Source organism: Eubacterium xylanophilum ATCC 35991, assembly GCF_000518685.1.
GTDB classification, from domain to species: Bacteria; Bacillota; Clostridia; order Lachnospirales; family Lachnospiraceae; genus Eubacterium_F; species Eubacterium_F xylanophilum.
Window position 1 is genome coordinate 141,328 of the sequence record NZ_JAEB01000001.1, and the last position, 21,871, is coordinate 163,198.

Annotated in this window: 24 protein-coding genes; 23 read left to right on the forward strand and 1 reads right to left on the reverse strand. The window is 41.4% G+C overall.

The window, feature by feature from the left end; genetic code table 11:
• Positions 1 to 170: 170 nt before the first annotated feature.
• A complete protein-coding gene (locus tag L877_RS0100600) occupies positions 171 to 923 on the reverse strand; it encodes a M15 family metallopeptidase (RefSeq protein WP_051437586.1) in 753 nt (250 codons plus the stop codon).
• A gap of 249 nt (positions 924 to 1,172) precedes the next feature.
• Here L877_RS0100600 and L877_RS0100605 point away from each other — a divergent pair, with 249 nt between their 5' ends.
• The 23 genes from L877_RS0100605 to atpC all read left to right on the forward strand — a co-directional run bounded on the left by L877_RS0100605 (position 1,173) and on the right by atpC (position 21,641).
• A complete protein-coding gene (locus L877_RS0100605; protein ID WP_026834438.1) occupies positions 1,173 to 1,568 on the forward strand; it encodes a hypothetical protein in 396 nt (131 codons plus the stop codon).
• Positions 1,565 to 2,731: a hypothetical protein gene (locus L877_RS0100610; protein WP_026834439.1), complete on the forward strand. Its 1,167-nt coding sequence runs from the start codon at positions 1,565 to 1,567 to the stop codon at positions 2,729 to 2,731. Before L877_RS0100605 ends, L877_RS0100610 begins: the two co-directional genes overlap by 4 nt.
• Before the next feature lie 297 nt (positions 2,732 to 3,028).
• Positions 3,029 to 3,379, forward strand: coding sequence for a PadR family transcriptional regulator (locus tag L877_RS0100620; RefSeq protein WP_034784723.1), 351 nt, complete (start codon positions 3,029 to 3,031; stop codon positions 3,377 to 3,379).
• 2 nt (positions 3,380 to 3,381) lie between these two features.
• Positions 3,382 to 5,226 carry a DUF4097 family beta strand repeat-containing protein gene (locus tag L877_RS0100625; protein ID WP_026834442.1) on the forward strand — a complete coding sequence of 615 codons (1,845 nt, stop codon included), beginning with the start codon at positions 3,382 to 3,384 and terminating at the stop codon, positions 5,224 to 5,226.
• An 85-nt stretch (positions 5,227 to 5,311) separates the two neighbouring features.
• On the forward strand, positions 5,312 to 5,659 hold the full coding sequence (gene hypA / locus L877_RS0100630) for a hydrogenase maturation nickel metallochaperone HypA (RefSeq protein WP_026834443.1): 348 nt from the start codon (positions 5,312 to 5,314) through the stop codon (positions 5,657 to 5,659).
• Positions 5,660 to 5,661: 2 nt separating this feature from the next.
• The gene (hypB, locus tag L877_RS0100635; RefSeq protein WP_026834444.1) at positions 5,662 to 6,318 is read left to right on the forward strand and encodes a hydrogenase nickel incorporation protein HypB; all 657 of its coding nucleotides are present in this window, start codon (positions 5,662 to 5,664) and stop codon (positions 6,316 to 6,318) included.
• Positions 6,319 to 6,586: 268 nt separating this feature from the next.
• On the forward strand, positions 6,587 to 8,848 hold the full coding sequence (locus L877_RS11605; protein WP_207637207.1) for an ABC transporter ATP-binding protein: 2,262 nt from the start codon (positions 6,587 to 6,589) through the stop codon (positions 8,846 to 8,848).
• A 26-nt stretch (positions 8,849 to 8,874) separates the two neighbouring features.
• Positions 8,875 to 9,411, forward strand: a complete 537-nt coding sequence (locus L877_RS0100645) for a DUF1854 domain-containing protein (protein WP_051437588.1) — start codon at positions 8,875 to 8,877, stop codon at positions 9,409 to 9,411.
• A 31-nt stretch (positions 9,412 to 9,442) separates the two neighbouring features.
• The gene (locus tag L877_RS0100650) at positions 9,443 to 11,641 is read left to right on the forward strand and encodes an ABC transporter ATP-binding protein (protein ID WP_051437589.1); all 2,199 of its coding nucleotides are present in this window, start codon (positions 9,443 to 9,445) and stop codon (positions 11,639 to 11,641) included.
• A gap of 62 nt (positions 11,642 to 11,703) precedes the next feature.
• A complete protein-coding gene (locus L877_RS0100655; RefSeq protein ID WP_026834447.1) occupies positions 11,704 to 12,753 on the forward strand; it encodes an L-threonylcarbamoyladenylate synthase in 1,050 nt (349 codons plus the stop codon).
• Positions 12,754 to 12,784: 31 nt separating this feature from the next.
• Complete coding sequence (locus L877_RS0100660; protein WP_026834448.1) at positions 12,785 to 13,228, forward strand: arsenate reductase/protein-tyrosine-phosphatase family protein; 444 nt, start codon at positions 12,785 to 12,787, stop codon at positions 13,226 to 13,228.
• A gap of 4 nt (positions 13,229 to 13,232) precedes the next feature.
• Complete coding sequence (rpiB, locus tag L877_RS0100665; RefSeq protein ID WP_026834449.1) at positions 13,233 to 13,670, forward strand: ribose 5-phosphate isomerase B; 438 nt, start codon at positions 13,233 to 13,235, stop codon at positions 13,668 to 13,670.
• A gap of 30 nt (positions 13,671 to 13,700) precedes the next feature.
• The gene (gene proC, locus L877_RS0100670; protein WP_341349112.1) at positions 13,701 to 14,492 is read left to right on the forward strand and encodes a pyrroline-5-carboxylate reductase; all 792 of its coding nucleotides are present in this window, start codon (positions 13,701 to 13,703) and stop codon (positions 14,490 to 14,492) included.
• 2 nt (positions 14,493 to 14,494) lie between these two features.
• Positions 14,495 to 14,776 carry an AtpZ/AtpI family protein gene (locus L877_RS0100675; RefSeq protein WP_026834451.1) on the forward strand — a complete coding sequence of 94 codons (282 nt, stop codon included), beginning with the start codon at positions 14,495 to 14,497 and terminating at the stop codon, positions 14,774 to 14,776.
• A complete protein-coding gene (locus L877_RS0100680) occupies positions 14,748 to 15,185 on the forward strand; it encodes a hypothetical protein (protein ID WP_026834452.1) in 438 nt (145 codons plus the stop codon). The genes L877_RS0100675 and L877_RS0100680 overlap by 29 nt, the downstream gene beginning before the upstream one ends.
• Positions 15,186 to 15,202: 17 nt before the next feature.
• Complete coding sequence (atpB, locus tag L877_RS11610; RefSeq protein ID WP_034784727.1) at positions 15,203 to 15,919, forward strand: F0F1 ATP synthase subunit A; 717 nt, start codon at positions 15,203 to 15,205, stop codon at positions 15,917 to 15,919.
• Between the two features lie 102 nt (positions 15,920 to 16,021).
• Positions 16,022 to 16,279: an ATP synthase F0 subunit C gene (atpE, locus tag L877_RS0100690; RefSeq protein ID WP_026834453.1), complete on the forward strand. Its 258-nt coding sequence runs from the start codon at positions 16,022 to 16,024 to the stop codon at positions 16,277 to 16,279.
• A gap of 20 nt (positions 16,280 to 16,299) precedes the next feature.
• On the forward strand, positions 16,300 to 16,818 hold the full coding sequence (gene atpF / locus L877_RS0100695; RefSeq protein ID WP_026834454.1) for a F0F1 ATP synthase subunit B: 519 nt from the start codon (positions 16,300 to 16,302) through the stop codon (positions 16,816 to 16,818).
• Positions 16,806 to 17,351 carry an ATP synthase F1 subunit delta gene (gene atpH / locus L877_RS0100700; RefSeq protein WP_026834455.1) on the forward strand — a complete coding sequence of 182 codons (546 nt, stop codon included), beginning with the start codon at positions 16,806 to 16,808 and terminating at the stop codon, positions 17,349 to 17,351. Before atpF ends, atpH begins: the two co-directional genes overlap by 13 nt.
• Before the next feature lie 27 nt (positions 17,352 to 17,378).
• Positions 17,379 to 18,890: a F0F1 ATP synthase subunit alpha gene (gene atpA, locus L877_RS0100705; RefSeq protein ID WP_026834456.1), complete on the forward strand. Its 1,512-nt coding sequence runs from the start codon at positions 17,379 to 17,381 to the stop codon at positions 18,888 to 18,890.
• 14 nt (positions 18,891 to 18,904) lie between these two features.
• Positions 18,905 to 19,786 carry an ATP synthase F1 subunit gamma gene (gene atpG / locus L877_RS0100710; RefSeq protein ID WP_026834457.1) on the forward strand — a complete coding sequence of 294 codons (882 nt, stop codon included), beginning with the start codon at positions 18,905 to 18,907 and terminating at the stop codon, positions 19,784 to 19,786.
• A gap of 29 nt (positions 19,787 to 19,815) precedes the next feature.
• Positions 19,816 to 21,207 carry a F0F1 ATP synthase subunit beta gene (atpD, locus tag L877_RS0100715; protein ID WP_026834458.1) on the forward strand — a complete coding sequence of 464 codons (1,392 nt, stop codon included), beginning with the start codon at positions 19,816 to 19,818 and terminating at the stop codon, positions 21,205 to 21,207.
• Positions 21,208 to 21,218: 11 nt separating this feature from the next.
• Positions 21,219 to 21,641 (forward strand): ATP synthase F1 subunit epsilon, encoded by a 423-nt coding sequence (atpC, locus tag L877_RS0100720; RefSeq protein ID WP_026834459.1) that lies wholly within the window; start codon positions 21,219 to 21,221, stop codon positions 21,639 to 21,641.
• The last annotated feature ends 230 nt before the right edge of the window (positions 21,642 to 21,871 follow it).

Sequence of the window (21,871 nt, forward strand, 5' to 3'; positions counted from 1 at the left end):
TGATGAAAATGGAAATGAAGAATTTTATAGAGATAACGTGTGCGTTTTTGTAAAATTTGACATTTTAAAATAGTGTGTGCTATAACCCGAGTTTGCCACTTGCAAAGGTAAAAACGGAGCCTTTTCTGGCTCCGTTCTCCTTGAAGATGGTATAATAGTCAGCTAGTTAATTACTTCTCAAAATGTTGATAATCCTTTACACTATGCCAGTCGCCACCCCATTTAAAACCATATTTTTTAAATAATTTAAAAGCCTTATCCTTGTGAGAAATCATATGATCTCTGTGTTTCTTGCGATTGACATAAGGCTTTCCATTTTTGTATGAACAAAACCACTTTCCATTCTTCTTGGAAAGATAAGGGTTTTCTATTGGATTGAGGTCTATTGCCATACCGGTTGCGTGTTTTGATATTTTTGAGCCTTTTACAGTTTTTCTGTAACAAAAACTTGTCGTATTTCCAGCCTCACATGATGCTTTATCAGCTGCCTGCGCTCCACCTTTTGACCAATAATTGTCAATTAAAAATGCGCTTTTTATCTCATAGCCGCTCCGCATCATTTTTTTGAGAATTGTTATCGCATTCTTGGCGATTTTTTTATTGACAATCATCTCGCCAAGTTGGAGCTCATGGTCGTAGTTGTAGTGAACGAATTTTAGATACCTAAGCTGTGACAGCTTTATATAGGGATTCTTCTTATATGATTTACCGTTAATTCTCTTATAAACATCTGATTTTTTTGTTATCTTAAATATTTTAAAGTAAGATGCTTCCTCTTTTCGTGTGAGCTTTTCCGGGGCAAGAACCGTCCCGGCATCGATCATAGTTACATCTGTAGAGGTGGCTGATGATATTGATGATGTACTCAATATCATTGTAATGCCTAGTATAGGAACTAGAATTTTACATAATATTTTTTTCATGATTAATCCTCCTAGTATAATATGAGATTGGAATGTGTTATAAATAATTATAGCACATTAAATGGTATTAAACAAGCCATATCAACTTCAAAGTGGTAGGATACGTTCCCATTACCATTGACAAAGAATAACTATTATGCTACAATGTCTTCTGGTACTACAATTAAGCTTAATTATATACCGAACAATAAGACTTGAACCACGAAACACACTATTATCAAGTCAAAATAATTTTTTAGGAGAGTAAAAGTGAAAGGGAAGAAGAAACTTAATACTATTAAAGTGCGCACTATTTCGGGTGCTTTGTCGATGTCTATTATTGCATCTGCATTGTCATTTGGAGGAGTGTTTGTGTGCAATGGAAGGAATTATTCAGAAGTAAAAGCTGCAGTAAAGGAAAGTAATACAAAAAATGTATTAACTGAAAATTCAACTATTTATAACCTTGGAAATGGAAAACACAAGGCTGTATTATATGGAACGGATGGATATGTTTATGAGGTTGCTAATACAGATAAAGATGTATCATTTCCGAGAGAATTATCAAAAGAATCACCTGTAATAACTGAATATGATGAATATAAAGCGGGTCTTGCATATAAGAAGAATGATCAAAGTGATCAAGAGGAGGGAGAATTCCAATGAAAAAAAATAAGCTTAATATTATATTTTTTGTAGTTTTATCACTGCTTGTTTGTAGTGTAACAGAAGAAGCGAGCATATATGCCAAGAGTGTATCATTAAGATGTAAAGCTGTAAAGATTGTATTGGGCAAAACCAAGACTATTGAGATTAAAGGAGCAAATAAAAAACAACTTAAGAAAGCCAAATGGTCTGTTAAATCAGGCAAGAAGTGCATAAAAATCAAGGTATCTAAATCCAAAGCATCTATAAAAGTGACAGGTAGGAAGACAGGAAAAGCTAAGATTTTGTGCAAGGTTGCAGGTAAGAAGTTGGTATGTAAGATTACTGTGAAAACAGCGAAAAGCAAATCAATCAAACCAGCTGTAACAGCCACAACACCTGTGAACAAAGCCACTCCTGTACCAGTGGCAACTTTGGCTCCTACACCACAAGCAACGATAATGCCAGTGGAATCTGAGCGTCCAACACATATTCCGACAGAGGATAAGTTGATGGCAGAGCCAGCTAAGTGTACAGAATTACCTAGAATGGACGAAAATGGTTGTGCTATAGAAAGAGCAGAAGGATACGATGCATATTATTTTTATGGTACAAATGTGTTGCGATTTGACATTGAAACATTGACATACTCATCTGTTATTGATGTGCCGGAGGATGCTATTAATCAATTTGATGTATCTGAAAAACAGAATAAAAGTGTTATTGCATGGTATACAGATAGGGATGATAATAACAAATATGAAATGACTATAGCTCAGACAGGAGGAGTAATAGCGAACGAGGATTCATCATATTTGTGTTGTGGATTGTCGGATGTGAGAGGATTTGAGAATTTGTATACGGAAAAGATGAAAAATCTTACCAGAGCATTTTATCAGTTTATTCCTGCGAAGAATGGGGATGTGATGCTTGACTTAGGAGACAATTTTGACACATCGAGTGTTGAGGTGTTTGATAGAATGTTTGAGCGAGTTGGATCGATTATGCAAGACTTTAAAATACGGTTGGGAAAAAAGTTTGATGTAAGAAGTGCAAAGTCAGCTGAATGGATATGTTATTATGGCCCTTATAATCATATTGATAGATTTATAGCACCAAACCGAGAGGTTGCAGATTGGTTTTTGAAAAACCAGCTAAGTTATTCTGTCGTTGTTGAAGCATAGTGGGCTCATAAATTAAGACATACTATACCCAAATGCTCAAAGGAGCAAATAAAAAACAAAGCATCTATAAAATAGTAAAGCCTCGGTTTTCCGGGGCTTTTTCTGTAAGTCCTATAAAAATTTCATCAAAATTTCCAAAAGATGTTGACAAGTCAGTGTTTGCATGTTATATTATATACGACAGTCGTACTACGACAGCCGTAGCAACGATAGACAAAGTAACGACAGATGAAGTAGTTAGCGGACCAGAGGAAATATACAAGTGAGTTTGGGCCGGAATCGCAAGGAGGTTTGACCATGATTAGTAGTGATGTTATCCGTGGATACAACGATACTATTATTTTGTGTCTTCTGCTTGATGAGGATTCATATGGATATGAGATTTCCAAGAAGATAAGAAATCTCTCAGATGAAAAGTATGTAATAAAGGAGACTACACTTTATTCGGCGTTTTCAAGAATGCAGAAAAATGGCTATATTGAATCATATTCAAGTGATGGAGAAAGTGGTAAGAGAAGAAGTTACTATAGAATCACGGACTCGGGAAAAAAGTATTATGATGAGAAATGCAAAGAGTGGACGGTGACAAAGGAAGTTATTGACAAATTTGTCAGAGAAAACTTGGATACCAATGAGGAGGGAAAATAGTTATGGAGACAATAAGAGATTATCTTGACAATCTTTTTCTGAATATTAAGGAAACGCCTCAGAGCATCAAAGTTAAAGAAGAGTTATATCAAATGATGGAAGATAAGTATGAGGAGCTGATTGCCGACGGGAAATCTCAGTCAGAGGCGATTGGAATAGTGATTTCAGAGTTTGGAAATTTTGATGAGATTGTGTCTGAGTTTGATTTGATTAAGATTGAGGGAGCTAATCGAAGCGGTGGCTTTAATGGATCAGCCGGAGTTCCTGGAGCAATGGGAGCCGGAGCTTTTGGCGGAGCAGGCGGCATGGGTGGAAACGCAGGAGGAGCATCCGCTAATACAGGCAATTCCAATAAAACTCAAGCAGGACCTAAATTTAAGAATGTATATAGTTGGTCGGGGAGTCAAGTTGAACAGTATATTAAATACAGTAAGAAACATGCTGTATATGTGGCTTTTGGAGTTGCATTAATTCTTCTAACGTTTGCTCTGGAGCAAATACTTGATACTATCGGTGGCTTGGGGGCTGTCGGAGGATATCTGGAAGATATTTTCTCGGGAATTGTATTCTTTGGTGGCATTGGAGCAGCGGTTTTGTTCTTTATCAATGCAGGACGTGAGAGCAAGAAAGCCGGAAACATAGCAAAGGATGCCGTTATATTAGACAGTTCAGCAAAAACTGCTTTGGAGCAATACAATGACGATTTTGAAAAGGACAGAACATCTATGACCACGATAGGAGTTATCCTGTGCATAGCAGCATTTGCTATATCATCTATAGATGTTCCGTTCAGTAGATTCCTGGATGAGTTAGTGGAGAGTATGTTCTTCGTGCTTATCGGCGCTGGCGTGTACTTGTTTGTGTACTTTGGAAGTATCAAGAACAGGTTGAAGGAGCTCGCCATTGCAGTTAAGAAAGCGCAGATGAATTCGGAGATAATAAGCAATGCGCAACCCCAAAATGAGTGGAAATACAAGCCGGACCATTTTAAAGGTGTCCACGTGGTAGCTATTGTGGTTGCAGCGTTGGTGGGACTTGGAATTATATGTTCGGTTATAGGAAGTAGCATTGTGAGAGGAGTTTCCTTGGCAAATGTTATCAATCCTATTGGGAAATTTAGGGTCAATAGAAATGTTAAAAATATTGATAAACAGCAAGCCTATGGAATCGAAAGCGTTGATGAGATAGAGATGGATATAGCTGCCGGAGATATCGAGATTGTGCCTTCTTCCGGAAATCAAATTGAGTTTTCATATTCCGGAAGGGATGATTTGGAGCCGATTGCAGAGGTGAAGGATCGCAAGCTTAGCTTCGAGCAGAAGAAAGAGGGATTCAACCTTTTTGGCGATATTTCTATGGATAGCAAGCTTACGGTAAAAGTTCCAACTAGCAAGAAAGTCGAGTATGATGTGGAAGCAGCGGCCGGAAGCTTGAAAATTCAGGACCTGTCGACGGCCAAGACTAAGATTGACTTGAAGGCAGGCAACTGTACTGTGAATAATGTTATTATGGAAGGAGATTGTGACATTAAGGCATCAGCAGGAAGCGTTGAGTTTAACACAGTTGAGTGTACAGGTGTTCTAGGGTGCAAGGTTTCTGCCGGCTCAGCTCAGATGAGGGGCATGAAAATTCGCGAGATGGATGCGGACGTGAGCATGGGAGAACTTGATTGTGATATAGCTGATGACAGCATGTTAGATAAATATTCCTATGATGCTTCCAGTTCCATGGGCGAAGTGAATATTGCAGGACAGAATAAGGGAAACGAATACAGAAGCACTGACCAGACTTGGGATGGTTATAGGATTAAAGCCAAAGCAAGCATGGGAAGTATCAAGATTTATTAGACATGTGACTTGATTGACTTTAACTGTATTGAGTGGTATAATCCATAGTTGATAGTGAAGTGAGCAAGATAGCATGGAGGAGATTATGCACGAGCTACCTATAACCCAGAGTATATGTAATATTGCGGTAGAGAAGGCCGAGGAGATGGGCGCTAACAAAGTTTGCAGTATTACTATTAAGATGGGAGAATACTGTGATTATGTTCCAGAGATTATACAAGAGTATTTTAACCTTTTAAGTGATGGCACGGTTGCAGAAAATGCTAAGATTATAGTTGAAAATGTTCCGGCAACGCTGTATTGCAATGATTGCAATAAGCCATTTTCGGGAAGAAGCTATAGCTATAGATGCCCTAATTGTGGTGGAAGAAATACTGAGCTTAAAACCGGTAAAGAGTTTTATATAGATCGAATGGAAATAGAGGAGGATTAACCATGGAAGTTAAAGTTGTAAAGCAGATTATGGAGTGGAATGAGGATGTCAGCAATGATGTTATAAATACGCTCAAGGAAAAGAAGGTTTGTATGATTAATGTGATGGGTTCGCCCGGAGCAGGAAAGACCACATTGATTAAGAACATTATCAACAGACTTAAGGATAAATACAAATTTGCAGTTATCGAGGGAGATATTGCCGGCCAGATTGATGCTGAGGATATTGAGAGCATGGGGATTCCTTGTGTTCAGCTACAGACCCAGGGGGCGTGTCACATAGAGGCGATGTCTGTACAGCACATGCTTCCTATGTTTGACCTTGATAATGTAGATGTTTTGATAGTTGAAAATATTGGAAACCTTGTTTGCCCAGCAGAATTTAACATAGGTGAGGACTTTAGAATTGCGGCTCTTTCTGTGCCGGAGGGAGATGACAAGGTTGTCAAGTATCCTCTAATGTTCTCTACATCAGATGGAATCGTTATGCATAAATATGATATGATGGAGTTCTTTGACTTTGACGATAAGAGAGTAGAGAATGATGCCTTGGATGTTAATCCAAAAGCGAACATTTTCCGTGTATCATCTAAGAATGGCGATGGAATGGATGAGCTTATTGATTGGATTCAAGGTAAAGTTGATGCCAAAATTCGATAACAATTTGTGATGTTAGATTAATAAAAAGATTTTTTTATACTCCAGAAGCCCTAATAATGGTGGTTTCTGGAGTTTTTTTCATTAAAAAATATAAAATGATAAACTGGTCAAAAAAAATGTTGAAATAATGCTGCTATTGTGATAGAATTGTTTTTAATTTACATTTATTGATTAACACATATAGATTGATAGGAGAAGTAAAATGAGGGACAATCAATTACCGCGAGCTGTATTGGCTCTTTTGCGGAAAAAAGGCATAAGAAAACACATGATACTAGATGTATGTCCTTTTGACATGACAGAAAAAGGGGAATACGCAAGTGGTTATCTTTTTCTAACTGAAAAGTACGTGGGGATTCTAACAAGTCAGCCCGAGAATGGGAGAATCAGATATTTCAAAGGAACAGAGGTAAGCGGGACAACTTATGCGCTGGAGAATAGGGAATATGCTTGTAAACTTTTGGATGTGAACAAGTGTGAGAAGATGAAGTTGGAGCGACAGGTTGTAACCAATGTTGTAAGTATTTTTCACGAGGGAATACAACTGAGAATTGCGGTACTGACCAACTTATATCTCGCTCAGATGATTCAATTTGTCAAGAGTTTTGGTAAGCTCAAGAAGTATCCGGGACATGCGGATGAGATTGAGGCTTCCGCTGAAATTGTGGAGGAAGAGGAGGAATTCTGCCCAATTTGTGGAACTAAGTATCCAGACCCAAAGAGAAAAGTATGTCCGAAGTGTACCAACAAAAAATCCATATTCGGAAGAACATTAGGCCTGTTTTTAAAGTACAGAGTGCGAATAGCATTTGTTGTATTTTGCTATATATTAGAGTCGCTTTTTTCGATTATTTGGCCGTATTTAAGCGGTACTGTTTTGTACGACTGGATTCTAAAAAAAGACAATACAATTCTTGCAAAGTTTGGTTTTGAAGGGAAATACTATGCGGCGCTCAGTGCTCTTGTGATATTTGCCATCGGCTTTACAGTGGTTCAAAAAGCTGTGGATGTGCTTCAGAGAAAGGTTATGATAAAGCTTACTACCACAGTTGTGAGTGATATTAAACAGAAGGTTTTTGAAAAATTAGAGAGTCTGTCTCTGGGCTTTTTTACAAGCAAACAGACAGGTGGACTTATGACTCGAATTCTCAGTGATGCATCCCGAGTTTCGGAGTTTTTTGTAGACGGATTTCCGAACATATTCATTCAAGGATTTACTATTATTTCATCCTTTACAGTTATGTTTATGCTTAACTGGAAGATGGCTTCGGTTGCATGCGTGCTCATACCTTTGTTGGTATATATCAGCGTGATGTTAAAGCCTAAGCTATGGACTCTTTTTGGCAAGAGGCACAGGGCGGAGAGAAGCCTTACAAGTCGAGTTAATGACAATATTACGGGTGCCAGAGTTGTAAAAGCTTTTGGACAACAGCGCAATGAAATAGACAGATTTGAAAGTCCAAACTCGAGGTTAAAAGAGGCTGAAGTGCACATTGTTCAGTATAATAACAAGTTTACAATTTTGTTTAATTTTGTCCAGGAAATATCAAGTATTTGGGTGTGGATTATGGGTGTATTACTTCTTCTCAGAACTAATACGATTGAAATAGGAGTACTTATCACTTTTGTCGGCTATGTTGCACAGCTCAACGGACCTATGAATTTCTTCTCGAGAGTTATGCATATGTGGTCTGATAGTATCAATGCATCTCAGAGAATTTTTGAGATCATAGATGCAATACCTGACATACAGGAAATCGATAATCCATTGAAACTTGAGAACCCTCGTGGCAAGATTGAGTTGCGAGATGTTACTTTTGGCTATGATGTCAACAAGCCAATCCTCAAAAATCTCAACATCGAGATTAAGGAGGGTGAGATGCTTGGAATCGTTGGTCGATCAGGAGCAGGTAAGACTACTCTTGTCAACTTGATTTCCAGGTTATATGATCCAAACGAGGGTGAGATATTAATTGACGACAAGAATGTCAAGAATCTTGCTTTCTATGATTTGAGGAGAAATGTTGCCACGGTTTCGCAGGACACATATATGTTTATGGGAACGATTGCTGACAATATCGCTTATGCGAAGCCCGATGCCACATCTGATGAGATTATCAGGGCGGCAAAACTTGCCAGCGCCCATGACTTTATATCAAGAATGCCGGATGGTTATGATACGATTATCGGTGCATCCGGAAAGGATTTGTCAGGTGGAGAAAAACAGCGTCTATCAATAGCAAGGGCGATTCTCGCTAATCCTAAAATTCTTATTCTCGACGAGGCAACTGCCAGCGTGGATACAGAGACGGAACGTGCTATCCAGCAATCCATAAATTATCTGATTAATGGAAGAACGACTATCAGTATTGCGCACAGACTAAGTACTTTGAGAGATGCGGACAGAATAATAGTAATTGAAAATGGTCGTATAGCCGAAGAGGGCACGGGACGCGAACTAGACAGGCAAGGTGGCATATACCACAAGCTCATGGAGTTGCAGACCAAATCAATGGCACTAGAAATGTAGGGTAGATAATGATTTGAGGTGAAAGTATGAACGATAGTTTTAATTCAATAGAAAAAGAAGCGGATAAAATGACGGAGTTGAGATATATCGACAAGAAGAACTCGACTTTCAAGAGAACAGAGGGTGGATTTGTAAGCGCTGAGATTTGTGGCGAGTCTTATGATAGGGTATTGGTTACGCGACTATTTCCCTTCACAAATCCTGACAAATTCATATCTATTAGGACACCGGATGAGTCGTCCAGGGAAATAGGTGTAATAAAGGACATGAAAGATGTCTCTAAAGAAACCAGGGAGATGCTGGAAGAGCAGCTTTTGCTCAGGTACTTCACACCTATTATCACTAAGGTAATAGATATTAAGGATGAGTACGGATATGCGTATTTCCATGTTGTGACCGACCGTGGGGAGTGTAGATTTACTATCAACATGGGAAGCGATTCGGTTGTGAGATTGACAGAAACTAGACTGATTATTAGCGATTTGGACGAGAATAGATTCGAGATTCCTGATGTAACCAAGCTTACGGTGAAGGAGCAGAAGAAGCTAGACTTGTTCTTGTAGTGAGAGATGTACGAGTTAGGAGAGACGATAAATGATACTCAAATATGATTTAGATAATTCTATTATCGACGCTCTGAAGCTGCGCGAAGGGGAAGAAATATATTATGCAGTCAAGTATGATATTTCCCACGACAAAAAGTGGCTTGCCAATTCCTATGTGGTAGTGACGGCCGCGAGAGTGGTGATAATAGAGGAAGGAAAATTAGCGCGAGAGCTGGATATAAGTGGAATCAAGTATGCAAAGTCCGAACCACAGATTGGCTGTGGTGTCTTGGTGGTAAATGACGGGAAAGAGGATCTGGCTTTGGTTCAGTTTTCCGCCAGCCATTTGGCTAGATATGCATATATTGCCAGAGGTATAAATATCCTTGCATCGGGGAGAACGGAGAAGGTTGTCAGCACTGAGTACGAGAAGATTTGTCCGAAGTGTGGCAGAGCTATTCCCGGCATGAAGGAGTGTCCGAGCTGTTCGAAGGAATCAGGATTTTGGAAAAATTTTCTGAATCTTTGCAAACCTTATTCCAGAAGCTTTGGGCGGATTATTTTTCTTATGATTATGGCATCGGTAGTAACCCTCCTCAATCCTGAGGTGCAAAAGTACCTTGTTGATGATGTGTTAAAAAGCGAGGGGAGTAAACTCCAGACAGCTATGATTTGCCTTGGAATAATGTTTTTGTTGAGTATAAGCATTGTTATAATAAATGTTCTGAAGCAGTACTTTTGTACGCTTCTGGGAACGCAGATGTCGGGAGACTTGAGGGAAAAACTGTTTACTAAGATTCAGCTTTTGTCTCTAAGCTATATCAATGACAGGCGTCCCGGTGAGTTGATTAACCGTATTGTCATGGATACGAGAGCTATCAAGGAATTTATGGAGAGAACATTTTGCAACATGTTTACTGTATGTTTCATATTTGTGTGCGATGTAATATACATGCTTGTTCTCAATGCGAAGCTGGCTTTGATAAGTTTTATCTTAGTTCCGGTGGCTGTGGGCGTAACTTATTCAGTGAGAAAAGCGATTCACAGAAGATTTCACCTTCAGCGACGCAAGGAAGATGATATAAGTAGTAGTCTTCAGGACGTGCTGCAGGGAATGCGAGTGGTAAAATCATATGGCAAAGAGGAAGATGAGCGAGTGAAGTTCAACAAACTTGCAGAGGAAATTGCCGTCAGAACCTACAACAATGAGATGTTTTGGTGCGTTGTTGAGCAGTTTGTGGGATTTATCATGAATGCCAGTGTGTTCCTAGTGATCTTTGTGGGTGGTCGCGATGTTTTGGGCGGCTCCATGACAACCGGTGAGTTGCTTCAGTTCATAACATACACTAGACTTTTGTACCAATATCTCAACTGGATGACATCCATGCCTAGAGATCTCATGAGCCTTATCAGTAGTATTGAGCGTATCAATGATGTTCTCGGACAAGAGCTGGATGTGGAGGAAAATATTCTGGAGGATGAGAGTTCGAACCAGGAGATTAAGGGTGAGATTGTATTTAAGCATGCAACTTTTGGATATAAGTCATATCAGCCCGTTCTGGAGGATATCAATCTTCACATCAAACAGGGCGAGATGATCGGTATTGTGGGAGCTTCGGGAACAGGTAAATCAACGCTTATTAACCTTATAATGCGACTTTACAATATAGATGACGGCGAGATTTTTGTAGATGGAAGAGAAATTTCCGATATTCCACCTATGGAATACCATTCCAAGCTCGGTGTTGTTTTGCAGGAAACATTTCTCTTCTCTGGCACGATTCTAAGTAATATCAGGTTTTCGAGACCTGATGCAACGCTGGAAGAGGTTATCATGGCAGCTAAGATTGCCAATGCTCACGAGTTCATATGCAAGATGCCGGATGGATATAACACCTATGTGGGAGAAAAGGGATATACTATCTCAGGCGGTGAGCGCCAGCGAATTGCCATCGCCAGAGCTGTGCTAAATCAACCGAGAATCTTGATTCTCGATGAAGCGACTGCGAGTCTTGACACAGAGAGCGAGTTTATGATTCAAAGAGCGCTCGACAGATTGACTTCGGGAAGAACTACTTTCGCTATAGCTCACAGATTGTCAACACTAAAAAATGCAGACAGATTGGTGGTTATCGACGGTCATAGAATCGCTGAGGTGGGAAGCCACGAAGAACTTATTGCCAAGAAAGGCTTTTACTATAGGCTTTTGAAAGCACAATTTGATATGCAAGAGGGACTGTCCGTGTAATGCGGACAGTTTTTTGTGGCAAAAAGTTGTGAAAAATGGAAAAATATGATACAATTAACTTTATGCAGACGATTAAAATATTATGGAGCGAAGATAAGGGTTTTAATGAGGAGGAATTGGATAGGGCGGCTTCCATAATCCGAGAAGGAGGATTGGTTGCTTTCCCTACAGAGACAGTTTATGGACTGGGAGGCAATGGGCTGTTGGCGGACGCCTCAAAAAAAATATATGAGGCCAAGGGAAGACCTTCGGACAATCCGCTAATATTACATATCTCAGATATGGCTATGTTGTCTTCGATAGTGACTGATATTCCAGAAAGTGCCAAGGTTTTAGCGGAAAATTTTTGGCCGGGACCATTGACGATGGTGTTTAACAAAAAGGATATAGTTCCCGGGACTACGACAGGAGGGCTTGATACTGTGGCGGTGAGGATGCCTGTGCACAAGGGGGCTCTGGAGTTTATTGCGAGAGCAGGAGTGCCGATTGCAGCGCCCAGCGCCAACACCTCGGGAAGGCCAAGTCCTACTAGGGCTGAGCACGTGGCTGAAGATCTGGATGGAAAAATTGATATGATTATAGATGGTGGATACGTGGGTATCGGCTATGAGTCTACAATTGTAGACGTGACCAGCAACGTGCCGACTATTTTACGAACAGGCTTTATTACCAAGGCTATGTTGGAGAAGGTTGTTGGCAGTGTGGCGATAGATCCGGGGATTAGTGGAGGAAGTGTGAGACCCAAAGCTCCGGGTATGAAGTACAAGCATTATGCGCCAAAAGCGGATATGATTGTATATAGAGGGGAAATCTCCAATGTGGTTCGGGCTATCAACAGGGATGTTGAGAAAATGGCGACTACGAAGAATCCTGACTTGATTGGAATCTTGGCGACAGAAGAAACTAGGGGAATGTATCCTGTCGGACAGGTGTTGAGTGTGGGATCTAGGTCGGAAGGAACTGCGGGGAGAGATTTATATGATGTATTAAGAAGATTCGACGAGATTGGTGTGAAAATCATATATTCGGAGAATTTTGACGAGATGGAGAAGAGTGAGGCAATCATGAATCGACTTCTCAAGGCAGCAGGACAGAGATGGATTGATGTTTAGTGCGGCAGAATGAAGAAATTGTGGTGATATTATGATTTACAAGAAGATTATTTTTGTCAGTGAGAATAACATTACAGTAGGGCCTATGGCAGAGTGGATGTTAAGATACAAATTGGCAGATGATAAGGAAGTGTGTTCAAGAGGGTTAGTTGTTCTGTTTCAAGAACCCATGAGCGTAAAAGCCATGGATATATTGAAGGAGCATGGAATTCCCTGTGAGGCTACATTTTCAGAAGAATTCAGCGCAGAAGAAGTGACTGAAGATACGCTTGTTCTCACCATGAGATTATCGGAAAAGATCATTCTCATGGAAGAATATGGGATTGAGAATAACGTATATACAATCAAAGAATTTGCTGAGACAGAGGGCGAGATAGATCCGCGATTTGGGGGCGGAGATGAGGTTTACGAGGAGGTTTACCAGGAACTCGTGGTTCTGTTGGATGTAATAAAAAGAAAAATCGGATGGAGGTAGCAAATTGATAGCATTAGGAAGCGACCAGGCGGGTTACGGCTTGAAACAAGACATTATCAAGTATCTTGAGGAGAAGGGATATGAGTACAAGGACTATGGCAGTTACAGTTCAGATCCTGTAGATTATCCAGTTTATGGGCACAAAGTAGCCCATGCAATCGTTGATGGGGAGTGTGACAGAGGAATCCTCATCTGCGGAACTGGAATAGGAATTTCTATTGCAGCCAATAAGGTGAAAGGCATCAGGGCTGCAGTTTGTGGAGATTGTTTTAGTGCAGAGGCGACGAGATTGCACAATGATGCCAATGTGTTGGCGTTAGGTGCAAGGGTAGTTGGAGCCGGTTTGGCAGTTAAAATAGTCGAAACATTTTTGAATACAGAATTTTCTGGTGTAGAGAGACATGCCAGAAGAGTTGAAATGATTGAACAAGACTGCTATTGATAAAAAAGATGACAACAAAGGAGGAAAATCATGTTAGGTTTTATTGGATGCGGCAACATGGCTACGGCTATGATGACGGGCATTATCGGCAAAGGAACATTTTCAAAAGAGGAGATTATCGCGGCGGACAAGAGCGAAGCTGCTACAGAGAAGATCTCCAATGCATTAGGTGTGAAGACAACTGGAGACAATGCGGAAGTTGCCAAGGCAGCGGATGTACTTGTTATAGCTGTTAAGCCATTTCACCTTGAGGCGGCGATTAATGAGATTAAGGATCATATTAAGAGTGATGCACTGATTATCTCTATTGTTGCAGGTCAGTCTATTGAGAAGATTGAGAAAATGTTCGGCAAGAGTATCAAGTTAGTTAGAACTATGCCTAACACTCCTGCTTTGGTACTGGAGGGAGCAGCTGGTGTTTGCTTTAATAGCAATATCACTGATGCTGAAAAGGAAGTTGCTCTCGGAATATTTAGAAGTTTTGGAATTGCCCACGAGGTACCGGAATCTATGATAGATGCGGTTGTAGGAGTCAGCGGAAGTTCACCTGCATATGTATTTATGTTTATTGAGGCGATGGCAGATGCCGCAGTTGCGGATGGTATGCCTAGAGCTTTGGCTTATGACTTTGCAGCTCAGAGTGTGCTCGGAAGTGCTAAGATGGTTTTGGAAACCGGAAAGCATCCGGGAGAACTCAAGGATATGGTTTGTTCGCCTGCGGGAACTACTATTGAGGCGGTTCAGATTCTCGAGGACAAGGGGCTTAGAAGTGCAGTTATTGAGGCGCAGAGAGCCTGTGTAAAGAGATCTAAGGAATTATAATTATGAGAAAAAGAGACACGAAGAAAACTAACAAAGAGATACTTCAAGCCCTATTTATGATAACTCAGATGGGATTATCTATGCTGACCTGCATGGGAATCAGCATAGCCATAGGGATTTTGCTTGACAATCACTTCGGTACCAAGTTTTGTGTCTTGATAATGCTCGTGATAGGGATAATGGCATCCATTAGGAGTATGATGATACTTACGGGAAAGATTGTTACCAAGGGTGACAGTGATACGGAGGAGCAAAGTGAGAGAGGCAAAGAAGACGCTGATTAGAGTAAACCTGATAATATGGGTAATCGGCGGAGTCACCGCTATTGTTGGATTGATTTTGGCAATTTGGTTGTCCATCAATTTGTTGTCCTACATTCTCGGAGATGTCTTGGGATGTGCCTGTTCATCGGTGTTGATGCTTCATAGATATATGACTCTCGACGCGGAGTTGGATATGGCAAAGAAAACAGCGAAAAATCACCTAAAAGTTATGGCGACATTGAGAACAGTATTTATGTTATTCGTCTTATTTTTGGGGTTTTACAAACCGGATATTTTTTGGCCAGTGACTGTATTTGTCGGACTATTTTCCACAAAGATAGCGGCTCTCATATATCCGTTTATATTTAGAGAATCATCAGCAGTGGATGCAACGGATTCTCTGGATGCCGGAGACGGCGAAAAAAAGTGAGGAAAGGAGAATAAGAATTGGGTTCAAACGATGTGGATTTTTACATACACGGCTATAAACAAGTTCATATTGGGGATTTCTCATTTTGGATAACCACAAGCCATGTGTGTTTGGCAATTGTAATGATTGTACTGATTATCTTTGCAATTATCGCTAATCGAATAATAAAGAAAGCTGATTATACCAAAGCACCTACAGGATTGCTCAACGTAATTGAGTTGGCAGTTGAGACGGTTGACAAGCTGGTTCTCGATAATATGGGACGCAAGTTGGCTCCGGGCTTTAGGAATTATATTGGCACAATTTTCTTGTTGTTGTTAACTTGTAATTTGTCGGGATTGTTTGGTCTTAGACCACCAACAGCAGATTACGGTGTGACATTACCATTGGCGCTTATCACATTTGTGATGATTCAATATCAGGGATTCAAGTGGCAGAAATTTGACAAGATTAAGAGTCTTTTCGAACCATTTTTCCTGTTTTTGCCGGTTAATATTATTAGTGAGTTTGCAACGCCTATTTCCATGTCATTGCGTCTTTTCGCCAACATCTTGTCTGGAACAATGATGATGGCATTGATATACGGGCTGCTTCCAAAACTTATCTTGTTTGTTTGGCCGGCAGCGCTTCACGCATATCTTGACGTATTTTCCGGTTGTCTGCAGGCGTATGTATTTACCATGTTGACAATGGTATTTGTCGCCAATGCTGCGGGAGATAAGGCGATGGAGTAAAAGTATGAATTAACCGCCGCGGTTGCGACGGAAGTAAATGAAATTTTGAGTTTAATGCGGAGTAATCCGCCAGATTAATATTTTCTTAAGGAGGAAACAGTTATGAATATTTCAGGAGTAGATTTGATTAGAGCAGCATCAGCTATAGGAGCAGGTTTGGCAGTAATCGCCGGTATCGGTCCTGGTGTAGGTCAGGGTATCGCAGCAGGTTACGGCGCATCAGCTGTTGGACGTAATCCTGGAGCAAAGGGAGACATCATGTCAACAATGCTTCTTGGTCAGGCGGTAGCAGAGACAACAGGTCTTTACGGTCTTGCTGTTGCTATGATCTTATTATTTGCTAATCCATTGGCAAAATAAGAAAGAAAAGGTGATAAGACATGGATAAATACATATTTGGCCTTGATGGCCAGTTATTAGCGAATACAGGAATTACGCTAATTGCTATGCTTTTTCTATTCATTCTTCTTTCATATTTGCTATTTAATCCTGCGCGCAAGTTAATAGAAAAGCGCAAGGAGTATATTCAGGGACAGCTGGATGACGCGGCTGAAGCGAAGAAGGACGCCCTTGAGATGAAGGCGTCTTATGATGAGAAAATCGCCAACGCAGACGCAGAAACAGCGGAGATTCTTGCCACAGCGAGAAAGAAAGCGTTGGATAAGGAGAAGAAGATTGTAGATGAGGCTTCTGAGGAGGCGCGTAGGATTAAAGCCCGCGCTGAGAAGGAAGTCGCGCTTGAGAAGGATAAAGTCAAAGACGAGATGAAGCAGGAGATGATCGACATCGCATCTGCCATGGCAAGCCGTTTTGTGGAAACTTCTATGGATGAGGCAAAGCAGGCTGAACTCGTCGATGAGACCTTGAAAGAAATGGGTGATGAGACATGGCAAAGTTAGTTTCTAAGGTATATGGAGATGCTTTGTTTTCACTTGCTCTCGAGGAAGGTAATCTTGATGAAGTTTGGCAAGAGGTCAAACTTCTCGATAAGGTTATAAGCGACAATCCCAAGCTTTTGGCAGTAATTGCCCATCCGGACATGACCAAAGTCAAAAGCAAAGAGCTCGTCGAAAGGCTTTTTAAAGGAAAATTATCCGACAATGTTATGGGCTTCCTGAATGTTATTATTCAGAAGGGTCGCTTTGGCGACATCAAATCCATATTGGACTATTTTCAAAGTGAAGCAAAGAAGTATAAAAAAATAGGAGTTGTCTATGTGACAACCCCAACGGGCCTATCTGAACAGCAAAAGGCCGCGGTAGTATCAAAACTAAAGGAGTGTTCGGAGTACGAGGATTTGGAGATGAACTATATCATCGATAAGTCGGTGCTCGGAGGCATGAGAATTAGACTTGGCGATAGAGTAATGGACAATACAATCCAGAGAAAATTGTCCGACATGTCGAGAAGTCTCGGCAAGATTAGAATTTAGTTTTGGGAAAGAAGGTGTTTGAAAAACATGAATTTGAGACCTGAAGAAATCAGTTCAGTTATAAAAGAAGAGATTTTGAAATACAGCAAAGAGTTCAGCGTGGCAGAAGTTGGAACTGTAATTCAAGTTGCAGACGGTATTGCTCGTGTGCATGGTCTGGAGAAGGCTATGCAGGGAGAACTCTTGGAATTCCCTAATGAAGTATATGGAATGGTCCTCAACCTAGAGGAGGATAACGTAGGTGTCGTTCTCCTTGGAGATCATTCGAATATCAATGAGGGAGATTCTGTAAAGACAACCGGTAGAGTGGCAACAGTTCCGGTAGGAGATGCAATGCTCGGACGTGTAGTCAATGCCTTGGGTCAGCCTATTGACGGCAAGGGACCAATCAAGACTGACAAGATTCGTCCAATCGAGCGAGTTGCAAGCGGAGTTATTTCCAGAAAATCAGTAGATACTCCACTCCAAACCGGTATCAAAGCTATCGATTCCATGGTGCCTATCGGAAGAGGTCAGCGTGAGCTCATCATCGGAGATAGACAGACCGGTAAGACGGCTATTGCAATCGATACAATCTTGAATCAAAAGGATCAGGATGTTCTCTGTATCTATGTTGCAATTGGACAAAAAGCTTCTACAGTTGCAAATATTGTTAAAACATTGGAAGACAATGGAGCGCTCGACTATACAACAGTTGTAGCTGCGACAGCCAGTGAGCTTGCTCCACTTCAGTATATCGCTCCATATGCGGGATGCGCCATCGGAGAAGAATGGATGGAAGCAGGTAAGGATGTACTTGTTATATATGATGACTTGAGTAAACATGCTGCCGCTTATCGTACACTTTCATTGCTTCTTCGTCGTCCACCGGGACGTGAGGCATACCCTGGAGATGTATTCTACTTGCACTCAAGACTTCTTGAGCGCGCGGCTAGATTGTCTGACAAATTGGGAGGTGGATCACTTACAGCGCTTCCAATCATAGAGACTCAGGCTGGAGACGTATCAGCATACATCCCAACTAATGTTATCTCTATCACAGACGGTCAGATTTATCTTGAGACAGAAATGTTCAATGCAGGTTTCAGACCTGCTATCAATGCCGGACTCAGTGTATCTCGAGTTGGTGGTTCGGCTCAGATCAAGGCAATGAAGAAGATTGCCGGACCGATTCGTATCGAGTTGGCGCAGTTCCGTGAGTTGGCTGCCTTTGCTCAGTTTGGTTCTGACTTGGATGCAGATACCAAGGAGAAACTTGAGCAAGGTGAGAGAATTCGTGAGATTCTCAAGCAGGGACAGTATCAGCCAATGCCTGTATGGAATCAGGTAATCATCATCTATGCGGCAACCAAGAAATACTTGCTTGATATTCCGGTAGAAGAGGTTCTTAACTTCGAAAAAGGATTGTTTGAATTCATTGACACTAAGTATTCAGAGATTCCTGCTTCAATCCGCGAATCCAAGGAGATTACAGAGGATACCGAAGAGAAGTTGATTAAGGCAATTGAAGAATACAAGAAACAGTTTTTAAGTGAATAATGGAGGTATAGTATATGGCCTCAATGAGAGATATAAAAAGACGTAGGTCCAGTATACAGAGTACTTCACAGATTACCAAGGCGATGAAACTTGTATCGACGGTAAAGTTGCAACATGCCAAGGGACGAGCTCAGGAGACAAAACCATACTTTGATAAAATGTATGAAACTGTTTCCAATATGTTAGCAAAGTCCCAAAATATCGACCATCCGTTGATTACAGACCGCGCGGATAAACCTAACAAAAAGAAGGGCGTAATCCTCATAAGCTCAAATCGCGGTCTCGCAGGAGGATACAATTCCAACATCGTAAAACTTGTGACCAAAGGCGACTTCAGTCCGGAGGATACGATTATCTATCCCGTGGGAACCAAGGGAATGGATGCTGTGAAGAGACAAGGCTATACTTGCGTTGGAGATTATTCTGAAGTAATGAACAGCCCTATGTTCGGCGACGCCATCTCAATCGGAAAGACAGTCATCTCCGATTTTGAGCAAGGGGAAATCGATGAGATTTACTTGGCATATACGGTATTTAAGAATACGGTTGTCCACATCCCAACTCTCATCAAATTGCTGCCATTTTCTCAAGAGGATATGGATAAAATGGTCAGCGACGGTGAAAGCGCGGCAGATAATCTCATCATGAATTATGAGCCTGAGGAAACCGAGACTCTGGGAATTATAATACCTATGTACATCAACAGCTTGATATTCGGTGCACTAGTAGAGGCGGTTGCCAGTGAAAATGGTGCGCGTATGCAAGCCATGGACTCTGCAACGACCAATGCAGAGGAAATGATTGACAAACTGGGCTTGCAATATAACCGTGCAAGACAGTCGGCAATCACTCAGGAATTGACAGAGATTGTTGCCGGTGCATCGGCGATAGAATAGAATAATCCGAAAGGAGAGAAAGAATCACAATGGCAGAAAAGAATAATAATTTTGGAGTAATCACCCAGATTATTGGTGCGGTTCTTGATATAAGATTTGACAATGGAAATCTTCCAGAGATTAATGATGCCATACGCATTGACAACAACGGCAACAAGCTAGTTGTCGAAGTTGCACAGCACCTTGGCGACAATACAGTTCGTTGTATCGCCATGGGTCCTACTGATGGACTTGTTCGTGGCATGAAAGCTGAGGCGACAGGTGCTCCTATCAGCGTTCCGGTTGGTGAGGAGACTCTGGGAAGAATGTTTAACGTTCTTGGAGAACCAATAGATGAAAAAGAAGCGCCAAAGGTTAAGGAATACCATCCTATCCACAGAAAGGCGCCTAAATTCGAGGAACAGTCAACACAGGCTGAAATCCTCGAGACTGGAATCAAGGTAGTTGACCTACTTTGCCCATACCAGAAAGGTGGAAAAATCGGACTTTTCGGTGGTGCCGGAGTAGGAAAGACAGTTCTTATCCAGGAGCTCATCACAAACATCGCAACAGAGCACGGTGGATACTCAGTATTTACCGGAGTTGGTGAGCGTACAAGAGAGGGTAATGACCTCTACTATGAAATGAAGGAATCAGGCGTTATCGATAAAACGACCATGGTATTTGGTCAGATGAACGAGCCACCTGGAGCGAGAATGCGTGTGGGTCTTACAGGACTTACTATGGCGGAATATTTTCGAGATAAAGCAGGAAAGGACGTGCTCCTTTTCATCGACAATATCTTCCGTTTCACACAGGCCGGATCTGAGGTTTCGGCCCTCCTAGGACGTGTACCTAGTGCCGTTGGTTACCAGCCAACACTCCAGACAGAGATGGGTGCTCTTCAGGAGAGAATCACATCTACAAAAGACGGTTCTATCACTTCTGTTCAGGCTGTTTACGTGCCTGCAGACGACCTTACTGACCCGGCACCGGCGACGACATTTGCTCACTTGGATGCCACAACAGTATTGGACCGTTCAATCGTAGAGCTTGGAATCTATCCTGCCGTTGACCCACTTGGATCAACATCTCGAATCCTCGATCCTAGAATCGTAGGAGAGGAGCACTATAAAGTTGCCCGTGGCGTTCAGGAAATCTTGCAGCGCTACAAAGAACTTCAGGATATCATCGCAATCCTCGGTATGGACGAATTGTCAGAGGATGAGAAGATGCTCGTTAACCGTGCAAGAAAAGTTCAACGTTTCTTGTCACAGCCATTCTTCGTTGCCGAGCAGTTTACCGGCTTGAGCGGAAAGTACGTGCCAATCGCTGAGACTATCCGTGGCTTCCAGGAAATCTTGGACGGTAAGCATGATGACATCCCTGAGAGTTACTTCCTTAATGCAGGTTCAATCGATGATGTTGTAGCAAGAAAGTAAAGGTGTAGATTATGGCAGATATTAAAAAATTTCAACTGGATATAATATCGCCTGAAAGAGTTTTCTATACAGGGGATGTTGAGATGGTTGAATTGACGACCACAGAAGGCGACATAGGTATCTATGCGGGACATATTCCGCTCACTACCGTTGTAGCGCCGGGTGTGTTGACAATTACAGAATCCTCAGGTGAGGACGGACTCAAGTATGCTGCCGTTCTCGAAGGGTTTATGGAAGTTCTCCCTGACAAGGTCACTATTCTTGCTCAATCTTGTGAATGGCCAGAGGAAATAGATATGAATCGAGCCCTAGAAGCCAAGAAGAGGGCAGAACGCCGAATCAGCGGTGGAGATGGAAGTGTTAACATGGTTCGTGCAGAGTTGGCACTGAGAAAATCTTTGGTTAGAATAGGACTTGCAGAAGGCAGAAAATAATTTGCGAACTTAAGGCGATAGGGTGAAGCAATAAAATAGTTAGAATAATATGGGTAGTGCGGCAGATTTCGTAATATGCGAAGTCTAGCCGCATTTGGTATTTTGGGGATTGGAGGGAACCCCCCGCCCCAAAAGTTAACTCCCCCAAACTTTGACAATCTCCACGAAGTGTGGTATATTAAACTTTAGTGCTAGTTGCACATATATATAAAATTTTGAAGAAAGGAGGA

Coding starts and splice junctions, on each gene's coding strand:
- L877_RS0100600 (WP_051437586.1), bottom strand. CDS start 923: ATGAAAAAAATATTATGTAAAATTCTAGTTCCTATACTAGGCATTACA.
- L877_RS0100610 (WP_026834439.1), top strand. CDS start 1,565: ATGAAAAAAAATAAGCTTAATATTATATTTTTTGTAGTTTTATCACTG.
- L877_RS0100620 (WP_034784723.1), top strand. CDS start 3,029: ATGATTAGTAGTGATGTTATCCGTGGATACAACGATACTATTATTTTG.
- L877_RS0100625 (WP_026834442.1), top strand. CDS start 3,382: ATGGAGACAATAAGAGATTATCTTGACAATCTTTTTCTGAATATTAAG.
- hypA (WP_026834443.1), top strand. CDS start 5,312: ATGCACGAGCTACCTATAACCCAGAGTATATGTAATATTGCGGTAGAG.
- hypB (WP_026834444.1), top strand. CDS start 5,662: ATGGAAGTTAAAGTTGTAAAGCAGATTATGGAGTGGAATGAGGATGTC.
- L877_RS11605 (WP_207637207.1), top strand. CDS start 6,587: ATGATACTAGATGTATGTCCTTTTGACATGACAGAAAAAGGGGAATAC.
- L877_RS0100645 (WP_051437588.1), top strand. CDS start 8,875: ATGAACGATAGTTTTAATTCAATAGAAAAAGAAGCGGATAAAATGACG.
- L877_RS0100650 (WP_051437589.1), top strand. CDS start 9,443: ATGATACTCAAATATGATTTAGATAATTCTATTATCGACGCTCTGAAG.
- L877_RS0100655 (WP_026834447.1), top strand. CDS start 11,704: ATGCAGACGATTAAAATATTATGGAGCGAAGATAAGGGTTTTAATGAG.
- L877_RS0100660 (WP_026834448.1), top strand. CDS start 12,785: ATGATTTACAAGAAGATTATTTTTGTCAGTGAGAATAACATTACAGTA.
- proC (WP_341349112.1), top strand. CDS start 13,701: ATGTTAGGTTTTATTGGATGCGGCAACATGGCTACGGCTATGATGACG.
- L877_RS0100675 (WP_026834451.1), top strand. CDS start 14,495: ATGAGAAAAAGAGACACGAAGAAAACTAACAAAGAGATACTTCAAGCC.
- atpE (WP_026834453.1), top strand. CDS start 16,022: ATGAATATTTCAGGAGTAGATTTGATTAGAGCAGCATCAGCTATAGGA.
- atpF (WP_026834454.1), top strand. CDS start 16,300: ATGGATAAATACATATTTGGCCTTGATGGCCAGTTATTAGCGAATACA.
- atpH (WP_026834455.1), top strand. CDS start 16,806: ATGGCAAAGTTAGTTTCTAAGGTATATGGAGATGCTTTGTTTTCACTT.
- atpA (WP_026834456.1), top strand. CDS start 17,379: ATGAATTTGAGACCTGAAGAAATCAGTTCAGTTATAAAAGAAGAGATT.
- atpG (WP_026834457.1), top strand. CDS start 18,905: ATGGCCTCAATGAGAGATATAAAAAGACGTAGGTCCAGTATACAGAGT.
- atpD (WP_026834458.1), top strand. CDS start 19,816: ATGGCAGAAAAGAATAATAATTTTGGAGTAATCACCCAGATTATTGGT.
- atpC (WP_026834459.1), top strand. CDS start 21,219: ATGGCAGATATTAAAAAATTTCAACTGGATATAATATCGCCTGAAAGA.